General features: G+C 62.4%; 26 protein-coding genes. 15 read left to right on the top strand and 11 right to left on the bottom strand.

Going from position 1 to position 17,057, the window contains the following annotated elements; genetic code table 11:
- Both ku and ACIGJE_RS27135 read right to left on the bottom strand, forming a co-directional pair.
- On the bottom strand, window positions 1-882 hold the full coding sequence (gene ku, locus ACIGJE_RS27140) for a non-homologous end joining protein Ku (RefSeq protein ID WP_483680911.1): 882 nt from the start codon (window positions 880-882) through the stop codon (window positions 1-3).
- A 157-nt stretch (window positions 883-1,039) separates the two neighbouring features.
- A complete protein-coding gene (locus ACIGJE_RS27135) occupies window positions 1,040-1,231 on the bottom strand; it encodes a hypothetical protein (protein ID WP_483680909.1) in 192 nt (63 codons plus the stop codon).
- Between the two features lie 118 nt (window positions 1,232-1,349).
- On the opposite strand from ACIGJE_RS27135, the gene ACIGJE_RS27130 reads away from it, so the two are divergent.
- Window positions 1,350-1,595: a DUF982 domain-containing protein gene (locus tag ACIGJE_RS27130; protein ID WP_367625860.1), complete on the top strand. Its 246-nt coding sequence runs from the start codon at window positions 1,350-1,352 to the stop codon at window positions 1,593-1,595.
- An 82-nt stretch (window positions 1,596-1,677) separates the two neighbouring features.
- Here the strand turns inward: ACIGJE_RS27130 and ACIGJE_RS27125 are convergent, their stop codons facing one another.
- A complete protein-coding gene (locus tag ACIGJE_RS27125; RefSeq protein WP_311939484.1) occupies window positions 1,678-2,181 on the bottom strand; it encodes a sigma-70 family RNA polymerase sigma factor in 504 nt (167 codons plus the stop codon).
- Window positions 2,182-2,381: 200 nt separating this feature from the next.
- On the opposite strand from ACIGJE_RS27125, the gene ACIGJE_RS27120 reads away from it, so the two are divergent.
- The gene (locus ACIGJE_RS27120) at window positions 2,382-3,278 is read left to right on the top strand and encodes a DUF72 domain-containing protein (protein ID WP_483680907.1); all 897 of its coding nucleotides are present in this window, start codon (window positions 2,382-2,384) and stop codon (window positions 3,276-3,278) included.
- Between the two features lie 331 nt (window positions 3,279-3,609).
- Here the strand turns inward: ACIGJE_RS27120 and ACIGJE_RS27115 are convergent, their stop codons facing one another.
- Together ACIGJE_RS27115 and ACIGJE_RS27110 are read right to left on the bottom strand one after the other, a co-directional pair.
- Window positions 3,610-3,816, bottom strand: a complete 207-nt coding sequence (locus ACIGJE_RS27115; RefSeq protein ID WP_068290145.1) for a CsbD family protein — start codon at window positions 3,814-3,816, stop codon at window positions 3,610-3,612.
- A 63-nt stretch (window positions 3,817-3,879) separates the two neighbouring features.
- Window positions 3,880-4,155 carry a hypothetical protein gene (locus tag ACIGJE_RS27110; protein ID WP_483680905.1) on the bottom strand — a complete coding sequence of 92 codons (276 nt, stop codon included), beginning with the start codon at window positions 4,153-4,155 and terminating at the stop codon, window positions 3,880-3,882.
- 242 nt (window positions 4,156-4,397) lie between these two features.
- On the opposite strand from ACIGJE_RS27110, the gene ACIGJE_RS27105 reads away from it, so the two are divergent.
- Both ACIGJE_RS27105 and ACIGJE_RS27100 read left to right on the top strand, forming a co-directional pair.
- Entirely contained in the window at window positions 4,398-4,553 is a 156-nt protein-coding gene (locus tag ACIGJE_RS27105) for a DUF3309 family protein (protein WP_311939738.1), read from the top strand.
- Window positions 4,554-4,962: 409 nt separating this feature from the next.
- Entirely contained in the window at window positions 4,963-5,964 is a 1,002-nt protein-coding gene (locus tag ACIGJE_RS27100) for a DNA topoisomerase IB (protein ID WP_367625855.1), read from the top strand.
- On the opposite strand, the gene ACIGJE_RS27095 is transcribed toward ACIGJE_RS27100, so the two are convergent.
- Entirely contained in the window at window positions 5,965-6,528 is a 564-nt protein-coding gene (locus ACIGJE_RS27095; protein ID WP_440727699.1) for a type 1 glutamine amidotransferase domain-containing protein, read from the bottom strand.
- A gap of 171 nt (window positions 6,529-6,699) precedes the next feature.
- On the opposite strand from ACIGJE_RS27095, the gene ACIGJE_RS27090 reads away from it, so the two are divergent.
- The 5 genes from ACIGJE_RS27090 to ACIGJE_RS27070 all read left to right on the top strand — a co-directional run bounded on the left by ACIGJE_RS27090 (window position 6,700) and on the right by ACIGJE_RS27070 (window position 9,423).
- Window positions 6,700-7,014 carry a plasmid stabilization protein gene (locus ACIGJE_RS27090; RefSeq protein ID WP_311939503.1) on the top strand — a complete coding sequence of 105 codons (315 nt, stop codon included), beginning with the start codon at window positions 6,700-6,702 and terminating at the stop codon, window positions 7,012-7,014.
- A 30-nt stretch (window positions 7,015-7,044) separates the two neighbouring features.
- Window positions 7,045-7,242, top strand: coding sequence for a hypothetical protein (locus ACIGJE_RS27085; protein WP_483680903.1), 198 nt, complete (start codon window positions 7,045-7,047; stop codon window positions 7,240-7,242).
- A complete protein-coding gene (locus ACIGJE_RS27080; protein ID WP_415082108.1) occupies window positions 7,239-7,910 on the top strand; it encodes a UdgX family uracil-DNA binding protein in 672 nt (223 codons plus the stop codon). Before ACIGJE_RS27085 ends, ACIGJE_RS27080 begins: the two co-directional genes overlap by 4 nt.
- A 240-nt stretch (window positions 7,911-8,150) precedes the next feature.
- Entirely contained in the window at window positions 8,151-8,429 is a 279-nt protein-coding gene (locus ACIGJE_RS27075) for a hypothetical protein (RefSeq protein WP_415082110.1), read from the top strand.
- 28 nt (window positions 8,430-8,457) lie between these two features.
- Window positions 8,458-9,423, top strand: coding sequence for a DUF6328 family protein (locus ACIGJE_RS27070; protein WP_415082112.1), 966 nt, complete (start codon window positions 8,458-8,460; stop codon window positions 9,421-9,423).
- Here ACIGJE_RS27070 and ACIGJE_RS27065 read toward each other — a convergent pair.
- The 5 genes from ACIGJE_RS27065 to ACIGJE_RS27045 form a co-directional block, all read right to left on the bottom strand.
- Complete coding sequence (locus ACIGJE_RS27065; protein ID WP_415082114.1) at window positions 9,405-10,262, bottom strand: alpha/beta fold hydrolase; 858 nt, start codon at window positions 10,260-10,262, stop codon at window positions 9,405-9,407. The two genes, ACIGJE_RS27070 and ACIGJE_RS27065, sit on opposite strands and share 19 nt — an antisense overlap.
- A 131-nt stretch (window positions 10,263-10,393) precedes the next feature.
- Window positions 10,394-10,654 carry a PepSY domain-containing protein gene (locus tag ACIGJE_RS27060; protein ID WP_068290161.1) on the bottom strand — a complete coding sequence of 87 codons (261 nt, stop codon included), beginning with the start codon at window positions 10,652-10,654 and terminating at the stop codon, window positions 10,394-10,396.
- 78 nt (window positions 10,655-10,732) lie between these two features.
- Window positions 10,733-12,280, bottom strand: a complete 1,548-nt coding sequence (locus ACIGJE_RS27055) for a PAS domain S-box protein (protein WP_415082116.1) — start codon at window positions 12,278-12,280, stop codon at window positions 10,733-10,735.
- 253 nt (window positions 12,281-12,533) lie between these two features.
- Complete coding sequence (locus ACIGJE_RS27050; protein WP_394315024.1) at window positions 12,534-12,695, bottom strand: hypothetical protein; 162 nt, start codon at window positions 12,693-12,695, stop codon at window positions 12,534-12,536.
- A gap of 83 nt (window positions 12,696-12,778) precedes the next feature.
- The gene (locus ACIGJE_RS27045) at window positions 12,779-13,858 is read right to left on the bottom strand and encodes an ROK family protein (RefSeq protein WP_311939526.1); all 1,080 of its coding nucleotides are present in this window, start codon (window positions 13,856-13,858) and stop codon (window positions 12,779-12,781) included.
- 257 nt (window positions 13,859-14,115) lie between these two features.
- Between ACIGJE_RS27045 and ACIGJE_RS27040 the strand changes: the two genes are divergently transcribed.
- From ACIGJE_RS27040 to ACIGJE_RS27015, 6 genes are all read left to right on the top strand, one after another.
- Complete coding sequence (locus tag ACIGJE_RS27040) at window positions 14,116-14,382, top strand: hypothetical protein (RefSeq protein WP_415082119.1); 267 nt, start codon at window positions 14,116-14,118, stop codon at window positions 14,380-14,382.
- Between the two features lie 35 nt (window positions 14,383-14,417).
- On the top strand, window positions 14,418-14,855 hold the full coding sequence (locus ACIGJE_RS27035; protein ID WP_415082120.1) for a CBS domain-containing protein: 438 nt from the start codon (window positions 14,418-14,420) through the stop codon (window positions 14,853-14,855).
- 165 nt (window positions 14,856-15,020) lie between these two features.
- Window positions 15,021-15,410: a response regulator gene (locus ACIGJE_RS27030; protein WP_394315021.1), complete on the top strand. Its 390-nt coding sequence runs from the start codon at window positions 15,021-15,023 to the stop codon at window positions 15,408-15,410.
- Window positions 15,411-15,606: 196 nt separating this feature from the next.
- Complete coding sequence (locus tag ACIGJE_RS27025; RefSeq protein ID WP_415082122.1) at window positions 15,607-16,209, top strand: response regulator; 603 nt, start codon at window positions 15,607-15,609, stop codon at window positions 16,207-16,209.
- Between the two features lie 120 nt (window positions 16,210-16,329).
- A complete protein-coding gene (locus ACIGJE_RS27020) occupies window positions 16,330-16,476 on the top strand; it encodes a hypothetical protein (protein ID WP_311939540.1) in 147 nt (48 codons plus the stop codon).
- 229 nt (window positions 16,477-16,705) lie between these two features.
- Window positions 16,706-16,918 (top strand): hypothetical protein, encoded by a 213-nt coding sequence (locus tag ACIGJE_RS27015; protein ID WP_311939544.1) that lies wholly within the window; start codon window positions 16,706-16,708, stop codon window positions 16,916-16,918.
- Window positions 16,919-17,057 lie beyond the last annotated feature (139 nt).

Raw genomic sequence — 17,057 nt, 5'->3', positions numbered from 1 at the left:
TCAGCTCGCCTTGCGTCGAGCGGTGCGGGTCCTGCTCGCACGCGTCTTGCGCGCTGCGGTCTTGCGGACCTTGGCCGGCGCCGAGGACCGCTGCGCCGTTTTGCCCCCTACCAGCCCGGCGCTCTCCCGCAACACGGCCATCAGATCGACCACCTTTTCGCGCACGGGCTCCTTGCGGATAGGAACCGGTTTTCCCTCGATCTTGGCCTTGACCAGGTCGGCGAGAGCCTCTTCATAGCGATCCTCGAATTTCGATGGATCGAACCGGCCCGACTTGGTTCGAATGATATGCTCGGCCAGATCCAGCATCTCGCCTTTGATGGCGAGGTCCGGAACCTCGTCGAAGACCTCTTCGGCCGCACGCACCTCATAATCGAAATTGAGCGTGGTCGCGGTTAGGCCTGGTCCCTGCGCCCGGATCAACACCGTCCGAACCCGCCGAAACAACACGGTTTTGGCCAATGCCGCGACTTGGCTGTCCCTCATGCCGTCGCGGATCACGGCATAGACTTCTGCAGCCTCGCTATTGGCAGGGGCGAGATAATAGGGATTGTCGAAATAGATATCATCGATCTCCCGGCATCGGATGAACGCGTCGACCGCGAGCGTCTTGTCGCTTTCCGGCACGGCCGAGGCGACTTCCTCGGGCTCCAGCACCACATAGTCCCCGGGCGCCGTCTCATAGCCCTTGACCTGTTCATCCCGGGGCACGGTCTTGCCGGTCTCGCCATCGATGAAGACGCGATGGACGCGATGACCGGTTGCACGGTTGAGCGTGTGGAACACGATGCGATCGGAAGCCGATGCGGCCGTATAGAGCGCAACCGGACACGTGACCTCGGCGATTTTCAAGAACCCCTTCCAATTCGCTCGTGGTGCCATGGATCCGCCTCCGGGCTCGACGCTGAACGTCGCGAGAAGCTCTGAGCCGGTGCCCGCGACCGTTTCTCAAACCGGGCGTCGGCGCTATTGTTCCGGCAGGCCATCGATGTCGGCATCACCGCCAAAGGCAACCCCTGCGACAAGCCAAGGGACCTGCCTATCGGACATATGTCCAGATCATGTAGGCAACGAAACAGGCCAGTGCCGCACCGCCCATTCCCAGGATCAGGACGTAGAGAACCCGCCATCCCGCAGGCCCCTGCCGGACGGTATCGGTCGTGATGTTCTGCGTTTTCCGCCCATCGGGCGGTGCCGGCTGGACATTGTCCTTTTCGACCGTGGGGGTCATGTCAGCCTCCTTCTTTCGATCTCCCTGCGCTCCCAACTTCTTTCCTGGCGATACGTTCCTGTTCCGGCCATGCCGGAACCATCCGATCCCGCTCGGGTTGTTGAGCAGGAGATATGATATGGACACCCAGCCCTGGAGCCGCCCGGTTCAGTTTGGAACCGAGGGAGGAGCGGTCAGAATCCTGACGTCGACTGAAGAGGCCTCCTACTATCTGCAGAACGACTGGCCTGCCGATATCGGGCCGAAGTTCATCGAAGCACAGCGTACCTGCCTGGATGTTCTGGCAGGCATCGGAGGCCCCGATGATGCAAGGGCCGCCTTCCTCGAGGCTTGCAAGGAAGCCGAAATCGACGTCGTGCCTTGAGGGGAGGCCTCATTTCGCGGCCTCCTCGCCTCTCGTCAGGAACAGCGCCCCCGCTCGGCAAGCAATATCGTGGCAGGCGCCGTTAGCTCGCCTGCCTGTAGTCATCCTCGCCCATTTCACAGCTCAGGCGAGCCCTCGCCCGGTTGAGCCTGCTCTTGACCGTGCCTACGGCACAGCCGCAGATCCCGGCCGCGCTTTCGTAGGATTCCCCCAGAACCACGATCAGGGCGATGATCTCCTTGTATTTGTCGGGCAGGCTCTGGAACGCCCGGCCGACCTCGCCGATCCTGACGTTCCATTCCTGTTCGCCCGGCACCGCCGCACTGTCGAACAACGTGTCGTCACCACGCAGCACTTCGCGGCTCCGCTTCTTGGCCTTCGTGCAATAGCTGTTGCGCATGATCGTGAAGAGCCAGGACTTCAAACGGGTACCCGGTTCGAACTGGTCGATATTGGCAAGAGCCTTGAGAAGTGTTTCCTGAACCAGATCGTCGGCATCGGCGGGTTCCTGACAGAAGGTGCGCGCAAAGGCCCGCAGGGCTGGGATCAGCTTTACGATGTCGGCCCGCTCAGCATTCTCAGTCACGTGATTATCCTGCAAAGGAAATCCCCTTCGTTTGACGGCTGAAATGATGGGATGTCCTGGATCAACGCGAAGATAACGATGGTTGTTCCGTCGGCGGGTCGAACTTCGTGAAGTTTGATCACCTGTTCATCACAAGCCCGGAACAGCATGGGCCGATGCAGGTTCGGTTGCCACCAGCTGTGTTCATCAACGGAGGCTGCATGCGTCACGCAGATATTCGCGTCGGCATATCGGGCTGGGCCTATCCGCCCTGGCGCGGCGACTTCTATCCGGAAGGACTGCCGCACAGGGACGAACTTGCCTACGCCAGCACCATGTTCCGGACGATCGAGGTCAACAGTACCTTCTATCGTCTGCAGAGCCCGGTAACCTTCGGGCGATGGTTTGACCAGACCCCCGAGGATTTCACCTTCGCCGTCAAGGGTCCCCGCTTCATCACCCATGTCAAGCGACTGCGCGATAGTTCGGCGCCGCTCGCCAACTTCTTCGCGTCCGGGGTCTTGCGGCTGGGGCACAAGCTGGGGCCGATCCTGTGGCAGTTGCCGCCCAATTTCCGGTTCGATGAGGATCTGCTCGCTGACTTCCTGAGACGGCTGCCCCGGAACACCACCTCTGCCTTGCGTATCGCCAGGCAGCATGACGACAAACTTCGCACCGAACCCTGGCTGAAGACCGCCGGCGAACAGCCGATGCGGCACGCTCTCGAAATCAGGCATCAAAGCTTCCTCGTCGGCGATTTCATCACCCTGTTGCGCGAGGTCGACGTGGCGCTGGTCTGCGCCGACAGTGTCGATTGGCCGCTCGTCATGGACGCTACGTCGGACTTCACCTATTGCCGGCTGCACGGATCGAAGCAACTGTATCGCAGTGCCTACGGCGCCAAGGCGATCGATCTCTGGGCAAAGCGGGCCAAGGCATGGGCCCAGGGCAGGAAGCCCGTCGAAAGCCGGTTCATCGGGCCGGCCAGGGACATATCAAGGCGGCGCGATGTCTTCGTCTTCTTCGACAATACCGACAAGTTGCAGGCACCCCATGACGCCCAGGGCTTGATGGAGCGGCTGGGGCAGCCGGTCAGGCGCCTCACTTCCGCGGCTTGAGGCCTCCAGCCAGGCCATGTCCACCCGAAAGGAACAGGTCATGACGTTTCATATCGTACAACTGGGCCCCGGCTCGAACGAACGGATCGTGCATGAAAAAAATATGCAACGCTTCAGGAAGCCCGCGGACGTGCCAGCAGGGAAATAGAGGCTTTCGAAGGCGAGCATTGCTACGATGCGCTGCGCGGCTATTGGTGGTGTCGGGATAGACGGGGGCGGACGCGCTTCATCTTTGTCGTGGATTGATGCGTTCTCTACGCATGGCACCGGCCCCCCGCCCTGGGACATGGAACGGCCCCGGCTCACATGAAGGTGAGCCGGGGCGATGGTTTTACTGCCACTTCTGGCTGGCGTACCAGGAGTCGATCTCTGAGCGAACCCTGTCCTTGGTAAGCCCATAACGCTCCTGGAGCTTGCCTTCGAGCTGGTCGCGCCGACCTGCGATGACATCCAGATCATCGTCGGTAAGCTTGCCCCATTGCTCCTTCACCTGCCCCTTGAGCTGCTTCCAGTTTCCTTCCACGCGGTTCCAGTCCATGTCGTCCTCCTGTTTCGAGACGGCCCCCAAACTCTCCAAGAGCCGAAATGTTCTGTCGCCCGGCTATGTCGTGCTGCGGGCATTGAAGGCTGGAGGGTCGCTGGCGGGAAAGGATTCATCCGCCGCCTCATCAACCTCATCCCAATGCCGGGGAGGATAGCGCATCGCCTCGGTTCCGGCATGGCGCTCCCCACCCAATCCGCGCCTGGCCTTCTCATCCAGGGCCAATTCCCGAGCAATGCGGGCCTCCAGTTCCGCCCGCAAGTGGCGATTTTCGTCCAGCAACTTGGCGATGGTGAACGCAGTTGCAAGCGACGCCAGAAGACGAAGACCGGACATGACATCCTCCTCAAACAGGAAAATCACTGGCTGAGCTGAGCCGATATCGACCTAGGGCAAGATCGACCTGGGGCAAGCCTTGCCAGCTGTCAGTTGCCGGCATTCGCCAACCCTCACCAGAAGCGGTCGAGACGCCCCAATATTTTCGATCAAAAATTCATAAACATATCAGTAACCAACAAATTCATGGAACCATTTTCGGTGCAAACGAGTTATATGACGCCAATAGAAAGGAGATTTCCATGCTATACACAATTCTTCTCATTATACTTATACTTGCTTTGCTTGGCGCGCTGCCAACCTGGCCTTATTCCGCCGGCTGGGGATATTGGCCCAGCGGCGGCCTCGGCCTTGTCGTCGTCATTGTGCTTCTGCTCGTCCTGCTCGGCCGATTATGAAGCTATCGAGGGCGGGAAGAGGGCGGCGCTCGCTTGCGTCTCGTGCCGCCTTCTTCTGCATCCCCCGGTCTGGAAGCCGATCTGTCGGCAGCCTCGGCCGCCCGCGCCGGCGTGACGCCACGCCGGATGGAATCCGCCAACCCCTCGGCATTTCCCCGTCCGCCGGGGCCAAGGGTGCGGATTTCACGCCGGGATTCGGCTGCATAGGGGGCCATGCCGGTTCCGTCCTGTTTGGACCTCATGGAATCGCTCCTCCGGGCCTTGCGATCTGAGCCGCGCCATGGCGCGACGTTCCTCTCCGAACCTTCGATGCCCGCAGGGGTTCCCGGCGCGGCAGATGGTTTGATCCGTTCCCAACCTTCGGAACCCGTTTGTTTTTCAGCCGTTGCCCTGCTGCGGGGAGGAACCCATGCCAAGATTGAAGATCGTCTCGCCCGACCAACTCGATCTGCGCCGGCGCCGTTGCGGGCGCGGATTTTCATATGTCGACGCGGCGGGTCATCGCATCACAGACAAAGCAGCCCTGGCACGGTTTCGCGCCCTGGCCATTCCGCCGGCCTATGCACAGGTGCGTATTGCATCGGACGAACGGGCCCATATCCAGGCGATCGGCCGGGACGAAGCCGGCCGGCTACAATATCGCTATCATCCCGAATGGGAACGCAGGCGAGAAAACCGCAAAACCCTGAACATGATGAAGCTCGTGCGGACGCTTCCCAGGATCCGGGCCGCCATCCGCCGTGACCTTGCCTCCCCGAAGCTGGACCGGAACAAGGCGATCGCCTGTGCCGTCGCCCTGATCGACAGCACGCATATCCGGGTCGGCGGCGCAGCCTATGCGCGGGACAATGGCAGCCATGGCGCCGCCACCCTGCTCAAGCGGCACGTCACCATCACGGCAAGCCGGGTGGAACTGCGTTTCCGCGGCAAGGGCGGCAAGCCCATCCGTCGCAGGGCTGAGGATGCCGCCCTCGCCCGTGCTCTCGCCCGCTTGCGCACCCTGTCCGGTCCCAGGCTGTTCCAGTTCGTGGATGCGGAAGGCGCCCGCCATGCGATCGAGGCTGACGACATCAATGCCTATCTGCGCAGCATTTCCGGCATCGACGTCACGGCTAAGGATCTGCGCCTGCTGGGCGCCAGCAAATGGGCCGTCCAGGAACTGGCCGCCCTGACTCCGGCCCGCAGCATGGCCGGCCGGAAACGCCAGATTGCTGCCGTCATGCGGCAGGTTTCGTATCACCTCGTCAACACGCCGGCCGTCGTCCGCAAGAGCTATGTGCCGGCGCTGATTATCGATTCCTTCAAGACGGGCCGGCTGCACACAGCCTTCATGAAGGCCCGCTCGAGCAGCCATCGCCGCCGCGCCGAGGCGGCGCTGGGTCTTCTGGCAGCGAAGGAGCAGACGGTCTGATCAGATCCCCCGCGCCCGCTTGTGCGGGCCTTCTCGGATTTCCTCGACGATCTTCGCTACGAAGGCCGGAATGTCCTGCGGTCCCCGACTTGTGACGATGCCGTTGTCGGCGACGACGGCCCGATCGATCCATTGGCCGCCGGCATTTTCGACATCCCTTCGGATGGATTGATAGGACGTCACGTCGCGTCCCCGAATGGCATCGGCCTGGACCAGAAGCCAAGGGGCATGGCAAATGGCGCCGACGACCTTGCCGGTGTCGATGAAATTGCGGACGGTCTCGATGGTCGCATCATCCGTCCTGAGCTTGTCCGGGTTCATCACGCCGCCAGGCAGGACGAGAGCATCATAGTCATCCGGCCGGGCCTCTCCTATCTTGAGATCCGCTTCGATCGTTTCTCCCCAGTCGGTCCTGTTCCACCCACGGATGGGCAGGCCGTCGGGCGTTGCAAGGTCGACCTCGGCCCCGATGCTGCGCAGCTGATTGCGCGGTTCGACCAGTTCCGATTGTTCGAAGCCATGCGTGGCGATCATGAGTATCCTGGCGTGCCTGATATCGGGCATGGAAACCTCCTGTCGGCGGGCTTGTCATGCTCTTCGAACCCCCGATGCCGGTACCGGTTCCTCCTTCCCTCGCATCGACGGCAAGCCCCCATGGCGGCCGTCACGCCGAGGAGGCGCGGGAACCCGGGGCGGCCGTGCCGGTTAGGAAGGCCAGCACAAAGGAGGCCCGTCATGCCCCGTGGAGACAAGTCGAAATACACCGACAAGCAGGAACGCAAGGCCGATCATATCGCCGAAGGCTATGAGGCACGTGGCGTATCCGAGAAAGAGGCCGAAAGGCGCGCCTGGGCCACCGTCAACAAGGACGATGGCGGCGGCAAGAAAAGCGGCGGTTCCGGACGTGGCAAATCCACGAGCCATCCGGCATCCCACAAGGGCGGCAAGCTCGGTGGTGAGGCTTCCGCCTCGCGCCCGGCAGCCGCGCGCTCCGCTTCGGCCAAGAAGGCAGCCGCCACGCGCAAACGCCACGAAGCCCACAATGCCTGAGGCGATGTCTGCAGCATGAGGGAGGATATCATGGCCCCGCAGCCAAAACGGACGGACAGGGAGCGCGACCAGCCCTACACCACCGAGCGGGAGGAATATCGGTTCGACAAGGTGAAACCGCCGACCGATCCGGAGGAAAGGCAAGCCCACAGCAAGCGCGGCGGCGGCATCAAGCGCCCACCGGACAAAGGACCTCCTCCGCGCCGATCGGACGGCCCGGAGCGATGACGGCCCGGCTAGCTCGAACGGGTGCCGACACCCATCCTCCGACCGAGGCGGAAACCTCGGCTTCGGACCGCGAGGAGATCGCCACGCTCGCCGATATCCGGCGACTGGCGGGCGGCTGCCGGCGCTGTGATCTTTACGAGCACGCCACCCAGGTCGTGACGGGAGAAGGCAGCGAGCACGCCCGCCTGGTTCTGGTCGGTGAGCAGCCGGGCGATCAGGAGGATCTGCAGGGGCGCCCCTTTGTCGGGCCGGCCGGCCGATTGCTGGATCGATGTCTCCAGGAAGCGGAATTGGACCGCGACGAATGCTATGTCACCAACGCGGTCAAGCATTTCAAATTCGAACGCCGCGGCAAGCGCCGGATCCACGAAAGGCCTAATGCCGGCGAGGTGCAGGCCTGCAAATGGTGGCTCGACAGGGAACTGAAAATCCTCAAGCCCCGATTGGTGGTGGCCCTGGGAGCAACGGCCGTCCAGGCCCTGCTCGGGCGCGCCGTCGGCGTGATGAAGCAGCGCGGCCAGGTTCTGCCCGGCCCGGACGGGCTCCAGGTTCTCGTAACCGTTCATCCCAGCTATCTGCTGCGTATCCCGGACTCGGGTGCCGCCGAACGCGCGCGCGCCGCCTTCATCGAGGATCTGCGCAAGATCCACACGGTCCTCGGGAAATAGCTATCGACGCGAAGCCGGACCGGCCAGACCTGCCTTGCCTCAAGACAATCTCGCCTTGTGAAGGGGAACAAGCCTGCCGTAGCCGGCTTAGGAATGCGGCTGGCAGCCGACGTCGTCGGCTGCGGGACCCTGCCCTCACCCGATGGAGCCTTGCGTCCAGCCAGGCCTTGCGTCCGGGATCGCGATCCGCCGCAAGTGAGGGCATCGCCCCGGCTTCAGTCATCGATGACGGAGGTTCAAATGATACAACCGGAGAGAAAATCCCTCGACTTCGCCGAGCATCGCCAGGCTTATGACGGCTTCATACGCCTGACACTGATCGTTATCTTCCTGCTGCTCTCCCATCTTGTCGCGCTTGCCGTGGGGGGAGTGGCCCATTTGTGGGTTCTGGCCTGCCTCGAACTGGGGCTGTCGATCCTGGCCGCCGTGATCGGGGCTGCGGTCCCCGGCCTGGATTGGAAACCCGGAGCCGCCGTGCTGGCCTTTTGCCTTCTCACTCTGGCGATCGCCACCGGCTGAGCCTGCTCGCCGGGGCTACGAGGAACAGATGGGCAAGGTCAAGGCTGCTCTCGACGAATCCCGCACTCTGATGCTCGGGGCTCAGATCCTGCTCGGCTTTCAATTGCAGGCTCCTTTCCAGAACGCCTTCGAGCATCTCACCCCCGGTGAAAAGGCCATCGAGATCGTCGTGCTTTGCATCATGGTGCTGGTTGTGGGCCTGCTCATCTGTCCCAGTGCCCACCACCGCATCGTCCACCGGGGACATGCAGCTCCGAGTGTTGAAGGGACAGTCAAATGGGCTATGGCTGCGACCCTGCTGCCCTTCGCGGTGGCGCTGGGGCTGGACCTCTACATCGCCGGAAACCGCGTCGCCGGCTTCACGACCGGCGTGGTGGCGGCGGCGGCTGGAACCACCCTTGCATTGGGCTTCTGGTACGGCCTGCCGCTCCTTCACCACCGGCAACAGCGAGAACAAGCCATGCCGATCGCCAAGGAGACCCCTATCGGTACCAAGGTGGAGCACGTCCTCACGGAGGCGCGCGTGGTCCTGCCCGGTGCGCAGGCGCTGCTGGGTTTTCAGCTGGCCATCATCCTGACCGACGGCTTTGAGCATCTCCCGCCATCCGCCAAGCTCGTGCACGGCTTGGCGCTTGGCCTGGTGGCGCTCTCCACCGTCCTGCTGATGGCACCGGCGGCCTACCACCGGCTGGGCTACCAGGGGCAGGACACCGAAGGGTTTCATGCGATGGCGAGCCGGCTCGTCCTGGCCGCGACCGTCCTTCTCGCTCTCGGCCTCTGCGCGGACATCCATGTCGTCGTGCAGAAGATCACCCTGAGCGGCGGGCTCGCCAACCTGCTTGCCGGCCTCTCGGCCACGCTGCTGCTGGGGCTGTGGTATGTCCTGCCTCTCTGGCATCGCCACAGGCAGCTGGACAAGGCGCAACCAGAGGGTATCCAGGCACGCGACCAAGGCCCGCGGGTTGGACCTGGCTCTCACAACCTTCCGATGTGAATGACGCAGGTGTGGAGCAGGATTTCCCGTGCGATCTGCGGCCAGTCATTGGGATGCAGTTCGTGGCCACCGCCCTCGATGGCGACCAGGCGGGCACCCTTCACGGCCGCCGCCATGGCGTCGGCATGCGCGATCGGAAATACCGGGTCGGCCGTGCCATGCAGGATCAAGGTGGGAACCTGGATATCGGCGGCCTTGGCTTGAACAGGCGATGGCGCCGCCACCGCCAAATGATTCCGCAGGCTGGAAAAGGACGGCGAGAGGGCCAGATCCCTGTCGATCAGCTGCCGGGCCGCATCGGCATCGTGCGGGTGGCGCCTGCCGGCAACCGCTTCGGCATCGCGGACCAGAAAATCAGCCACCTGGTTTTTGTCGTTCCAATCGAGATGGTGGAGCATGGCCATGTGCTGCCTGTAGTCCTCGCGAGGCGGCGGCAACCACTCGACGCCGAGCGGCGTGGAGCTGACGACGGTCAACGTCTTGACCCGATGCGGCCGGATGAGGGCCGCCAATTGCGCGATGACGCCTCCCATCGACATGCCGACCAGATGACCTGCCTGGAGGTTGTAACCGCTGAGCACGGCCATGGCGTCCTTGGCCATATCTCCAGACGTATACTTGGCCGTTCCGGGCGCGTAGGCCGTGGACGCACCGGTATCCCGGCTGTCGTAGCGGATGACATAGCGCCCGCCAGAGGAAAGCAATTCCACGAAGTCTTCCGGCCACCAGACCATCGAGGCGAATGCACCCGCGATCAGGAGGATCGGGGGATCGTCGAGATTGCCGAAAGCCTGCGTCCGGATCCTCACGCCGTCGCCATCGATGATCCGCTCTTCCATCGCGCCAATGTCCTCGTTGGTGAGGCTCTCGTACCGAGCAATCCCCCACGCGGGAAATCGGGGACGTGGTGGCACCCGCCCGGGTGGGTCGGGCACAGGTCCTCAACCGTGGCTTCGCCGGCGCATCTACCCTATCGCGTGGCGCCGGACATCGGATCGAGATGCAGTTCGACCTTGGCCTTGTCGGTGGTCATATAGGTGACCTCATAATAGCCACTCTGGCTCCATTCGATCTCCGAGATATAGGCAAAGCCATCGCGGGCTTCGACCTTGGCGATGATCTGCGACAATTTCAGGCTGCCCTGCGGAGGTAGAGCGGTGCTGGTCGTCTGGGCGCTGGCCACGCCAGCGAGCAGCAGAAGGCCGGCAAGGGCCCCGACTATTCTTCCCATTGCGCATCCCTCATGTTCCGAATGCGCAACAAGAACCCAACAGAAGGCTTTAGGTTCCCAAAGAGGCCATAGCCGGGATCAGGCGGCGACGCGACTCAGATCCATTCTCAGTTCGATGACAAGCCCTTCCGGACGCCATTGGCGTGAAAATCCGCCGAATTGGCTCGCGGCGAGCCGCACGAGACGGCTGCCGAAACCTTCCGCGTCCGATGGCTGCACCTCTGGCCCGCCGATCTCACGCCAGATGATCACGGCATCGCCATCCCGCCGCCGGCATTCGATCGTCAATCGGCCTGTCGACGTCGAAAAGCAGCCATATTTGGCAGCGTTCGTTGCGAACTCATGCAGGAGAAGCGCAACGGGCGTCACCACATTCTCAGCGAGCTCGATATCGAGGCCTTCAATCGTGAACCGCCTGCGCTCTCCCTGCGCCCCTTCCACATAGGGAGCCAGGATCGCTTCGATCAGCGCGTGCAGCGTCGCCGTTTTCCTGAAGCCGGTATCGGCCGTTCCGGAAGCCAGGGTCAGGGCATGTGCCCTCGATAGCGCCCCCAATCGATCGGCGACGATCGAGGCAAGCATCGCCGGCGTCTCGGCGGAAGCCACACTCAGATTGACGATGCTGGTGGCAAGGGCAAACAGGTTCTTCACCCGGTGGTTCATCTCATGCAGCAGGAGCTGCTGCTGCTCGTGGGCCCGGCGCCGCTCGGTGATGTCGCGCGCGATCTTGGAAGCCCCGATGGTCACGCCCTCGGCATCCTTGATCGGAGAGACACTCAGCGAGATATCGACAAGGCTGCCATCCTTGCGCCGGCGGATGGTCTCGTAATGGTCGATCCGTTCACCCGCCCGGATCCGCGCCAATATGGCCGGTTCCTCATTATGCCGGTCGGGCGGGATCAGCATCATTACGGATCGGCCGATCGCCTCGGAGGCAGTATAGCCGAAAAGCTGCTCGGCCCCGGCATTCCAGCTGGTAATGATCCCCTCGAGATTCTTGGAGATGATGGCATCGCCGGAAGATTCCACCAGCGCCGCGAGGCGGCGGGCAGTCTGGTCGCTGTGCTGGCGCTCGATCGCAAAGCCCAGCTGGCGGGCGACGATCAATATCGTTTCACGCTCCTCATCGGTGAAAGGACGGGGCGTGTCGTAACAGAGCACGAACTCGCCGGCCACGCCGTGGCTGACCATGATCGGAATGAAGGCGAGTGCGCCGATGCCCTCGTGCCGGATCAGGGTTGCAAGGTCGGGCGGCAGATCGGCCTGGCCGATATCACCCATATAGATCGCCGCCGGTTCCTGGTCATCCGACCGCCATGGCGAATGCCCCTCGGCGCCGGCGCGATATTGTTCGGTAAGTCGCCGCCAGGCCGCAAAGCGCAGAACACCCTTGCCATCGAACCGCAGGATCGCTGCCCGCGTGCAGCCCAGCATGTCGTGGATGACGTCAAGGGCCACGTCGTAGATCTGATCGAGAGTGCGCGCGCGATAAAGAAGATCGGTGAAGTGGAACAGCGCATTTTGCTGGCGCATCGGATGCGCGAGCGGCGCCTGTTCATCCTGCTCCGGATCCGTCACGCCGGAGACGAGCGCCGGCCTACCGCTCGGCTCCTTCTTGGTTTTCAACGCCGACACAGCCCTGATTGCTTCAAAGACCCGGACCTATTGCCTGATATCCGCTCCCAGACCAAGCGGCAGATGAAATGCGCCGCGCGCCCGAAGCATGGAGAATATCACGATCACAATAGCCAAGCCGTTCGGATAAAGACAATCCAAAACTCGGCCGGCCCGATCTTCGGCCGCTTCGGCAAAGGCCGAGACTGCGTTCATCCGTATCACAACCGAAGCGAGAGAGGCCCTCTATCCGGGTCCGGCCTGTTCACGACGTGGTCTCGCCGGCATTGCTGCGGTTCCTGCCTTTAGGCGCACCGGTCTGATCCTTCGGCGTTTCGCCATGTTTGAGCTTCTCCGCCTCTTCGTTCCGTCCATTGTCGTTGGGGCGTCCCGGAGGCTCCTTCGTCCTGGTCTTTTTCTCGGGCATCGTACTCTACTCCGTTGAGGTAGGGACTTCCTGAACGGTCCGGCGACAATTCGGTTCCAATACCAGACACCAGCCTGCCAGCATCACCGCGCCGAGGCCTTGCCCTCTTCCTTCTTCCTGTTGGTAAAGCGCGCATTGCCCAGCCCCGTGCCGATGGTCAATATGCCCCAGCGCTTGACGTCGCCCATGCGAGGCACCTCCGACAGTCCCTGGACTACCGCATCATTATGCAGAACGATGTGGGTTGCCTGCCCGCCAATCTTGGGCACGAATTTGAGCAAGGCCGCCGGCAGGTTGAAATTGGCGCCTTCCCAGTTGGAACCCGGAAGATTCTGGCCTCCACGCGCGATGGAACCGTCGGATCTGATGGCTCCCGGACAGCCCACGCCGATCACCGGGGTAAGCCTGATCTTGTTCTTCTCCGCGCGCGAGCGCAGGTCCTGCAGCATCTCACCGAGGCGGCCGATCGCCGCCGTTCGTGCCGGCTCGTCATCGGCATGACGCCAGATCGCGAGCTTTTCCACTTTGGCCCGGCCGAGATCGGCTTGCTTGTCCACCTGGCTCAGCACGATCCCGGCGCGGATGTTGCGTCCACCGATATCCACCGCCAGCATGCCGTCGTGATTGGCCAGCACATAGGGTGGCAGCAAATGCAGGCTGCCGATCAACCCCGCCTCGTCGGGGTGATTGGCGATCGGCACCACTTCCACCGAGACCCCCTCTCCGCTGAGCAGCGCCTGGGTCCGTGCGATCGCCAGCCGCCCTACGCGGCTTTCCCGAAAACCTCCGCCGATGACGATCCGCTCGGTGCGCCGCCAGGAGGCAGTTCGCAGGAAGCGGCGGATGACCCCGGAAAGAGACCGCGCGAACTCCTCCAACGCTCCGTGCACCAGCGCGGCGCTGTTCAGATCGTCGCCAGTCAGCATCTCGTCGATTTGCTTGCGCTTAATTTCCTCGGTGGCTTCCTCGCCCAGGGGATCCTCGCCAGCCTTGCGGTAGAGCAAGCGCAATTCCTCCAGCTTTTCGAGAAAGGCCCCCGTATTGGCCCTGTCGCCGACAAAACCCTCCTTGTCGCGCAGGCCGATATTATAGCCGTCCACGCGGACGGATGGCAGCACCTCGCCGCCGTGATTGAGAAATTGCCAGCCCGCCTGCTCGTTCATCCCCGAACCCGTCGATCCCCTCCGAACCCTGCTGCTGGCGACAACCATTCGCGCCCGCGAAGGTTCCCACCACGCCCTGCTGTAAGACCCGCCGGCATTTCAGCCGTCCGCAAAAATGGCCCATGCCTGGTGGAACCCTCCTCGGCGGGGGTCGTTCGGTAGACGAACAGGCATCGAAACGAGCCATAAGCCGTGGAAACCGGCACGTTGGGCCCGCGGTTCGCCTGTTTGCAACCGATCCGACAGGGAGACCGACGATGCCTCAAGCATCCTATCGCATCACGGGCAGTACCGATGGCTGGGTCATCGAGCATGATGGCAAGCGCGGCGGCGGATATGAGCTTCCGGAAGCGGCTTTCGAAACCGCGGTCGCCGCGGCCTCCCTGGATCTCAAGGAACGCCGGGACGTCACCATATCCGTGCAATTCCCCGAAGGCCCCGAAGATACCGAAGCCTTGGCGAGCGGATCCGAACCTGCGCTTCAGCGTGCGGAATTCGACAGCCCCCTCGGCAAGGCGAAGTGACGCCGTCAGGCGCTCAAAGGCAAAAGGAGGATGTGATGAATATCAGGCAGGCCATGACGACCGAAGTTTGTGTCGCCACGCCGGACGAGACGATCCAGAAGGCGGCCCAGCTCATGTTGGGCCTCGATATCGGCATGATTCCCGTTGCTCACGAAGACCGGCTGGTGGGCATGATCACGGATCGCGATATCGCCGTGCGCGGCGTCGCCGCAGGCCGGGGCGCGGATACGCCGGTTCGAGACGTGATGACAGAGGATGTCAAATATTGCTTCGATGACGAGGAGATAGAAGACGTTCTTGATAATCTGGGCGAGATCCAGGTCCGCAGACTCCCCGTCGTCAATCGCGACAAGCGCCTGGTCGGCATCGTCTCGCTGAGCGATCTCGCCCGCTCCAGAGCGCCTGACAAGGCAGGAGTCGCCCTCGGCGAAATTGCCCGGCCAGGTGGCGAGCACAGCCAGGCGACGTTCTAGATTTTCCTTCTCGCCTCCCTGCCGTCGGCTTTCCCGAGCCGGCGGCGCATCAGGAGATCCCCACACGCGCTCCGTCCAGGCAGCTGCACCACTTTCGAATTGTCTTCTTCGTCGGGGCACAGGAACCTGAGCGAATCCCTGCTGGCCACGCGGAAGGAAAGTGCCATGACCAGAACCGAGATTCCCGCCGACGCCATCCTCCAGGGCCAAACGATCCTGGTCGCCGACGACGAAATCATCATCGCTCTCGACATCGAAGACATGCTGATATCAGCCGGAGCCCGGGTTGCCGGCCCTTGCCTGACCCTGGCCTCCGCATTGGAGACCGCCAGCCAGCAACCCATCACAGCGGCTGTTCTGGATATCAGCCTCGGCAAGGACACGAGCGAGCCTGTCGTCGACCTGCTCGCGGCGCGCAGCATTCCCATCGCCTTCTGCACGGGCAAAGTGCTTCCGGAGACCTTGCGGCAGAAGGTTCCCGACGCGCCGGTTCTGGTCAAACCCGTTCTGCATCAGATCCTGCTTGAAACCCTTGTGCGCCTGACCAAGGAGTAGCGATCCGCCCTATCGCCACCCAGACATCGCAAACCGTCCCAATTGCTGCAGGGAACATGTGCAAGTTTGCATCGTTACACAGAAGCACCGGGTGAGATGAAAGCGGAGTGATAGCCCGTTCCAGCGCGAAGATTCACCGGGACGGAAGATACAGCATCCGCATTCGAGCGAACCGGCTCAAAACGAGTGACGATCCATGCAGCAACTCCAGGGCATGCGTCTCCTGATCGTCGAGGACGAGATATTGCTCGCGGGCGATCTGGCTGACTATTTCGAAGAGAGGGGGGCGGTAATCCTCGGACCGGCGTCGACGATCGAGGCTGCGCAATGTCATGTGAGTTCAGCCAATGCAGCCATTCTCGACGTCAACATCAATGGCAAGATGGTCTTTCCGATCGCAGACCGCCTGCTCGCCCTGGGCATCCCATTCGTCTTCTTCAGCAGCTATGACGAAGACATCATTCCCACCCATCTCAGGCATGTCGACAATGTTCGCAAGTCGGGCGGCCGTCACGCTCTGCTTGAAACCCTGTTCGTGGCGCGCCGCAGGACGCAGGACGAAATCAAGGGCATTGACGGGGACCCGAGCGCTGACGTCGCCGGGCTTCTCCCCGAACTCAGGCTGAGGGCCCGCCACTATCTTGACGGCAGGGCCGCCGCCGACCGACTGGTCGAGCAAACGCTGCTGACCGCCATCGATCTGGCAGACCGCAAGCCGCCGGACCGCGATACGCTGCCATGGCTTTGCGACCTCATGGACAGGACCTTCAGGGCCGTCGGCCATCAGCTGCTCGACTGAACGGTTCGCCCGAGTTTCTTCTGCTATTTTTCCATCCGAGCCCGCCGGCCGCGAACACGGCGGAACCGGAGCGGACGACGACGCGTTGATGTTTCATGGTCAATTGCATCGGAAGAAGATATGAGCCGCAACATCGTCTTATTGCTGATTGTCGCAATCGTCGCGGTAGCCGGCATTGGTGCCTATATCTACCATGAGCAGAATAAGAATACTGTGCAGATTACCATCGGAAACCAGGGCGTAAAAATCAAAGGGCCGTCCGACTGAGCCGCGGTGCCAGGCGCCTCAGCGCTGGTCTTCCGTCTGCCCTCGATGCGGACTGCTCCCCTGGAACACCGCTTCTCCTGGAACATTGTCGTGCGAGGATGGTTAGCAAGGCCATAGCAATTCCCCGCCCCCGCCGCATGCGTGGGCGACACATGCGACAGGACCTTTGCAAGTGACTTCCCGGCACAAACCTCCTAGTCTGTCGGCAGGCGAGCGAGGAAACTGCGTCTTGATCTTCCCTGGCTCGTGCAAGTTGCCCCCGACCAACGGCGAGACGAGCAGTTCAGTGGACAACGATCAGAAAAGCGACAAGGCCAGATCCGCAGACAAGGAAGTGGCGCGCATTCTGGCCCGAGTCGAGCGTGAACCCATTCCCCAGCGTCTGCTCGAACTTGCCTTCAAGCTCCAAAAGGCCCTGAGGGACGCCAAGAAGGCAGACTGACCAGGAAGTGCGCTCGCTCTCCTCTCCCCATGAAACGCGGAGTTCAAGCCTCGATCATCCTGTCTATCGCTTGGCTAGAATCGTCCGACGAGCCCCCTTCATGCAATGGCCTTCCAGCGGCCAGAATGTGGTCGGATTG

Source organism: Labrys sp. E2SS-1L (assembly GCF_057073705.1).
Note: the sequence above shows the minus strand (reverse complement) of the source record. Positions and strands in the feature narration are given on the sequence as shown.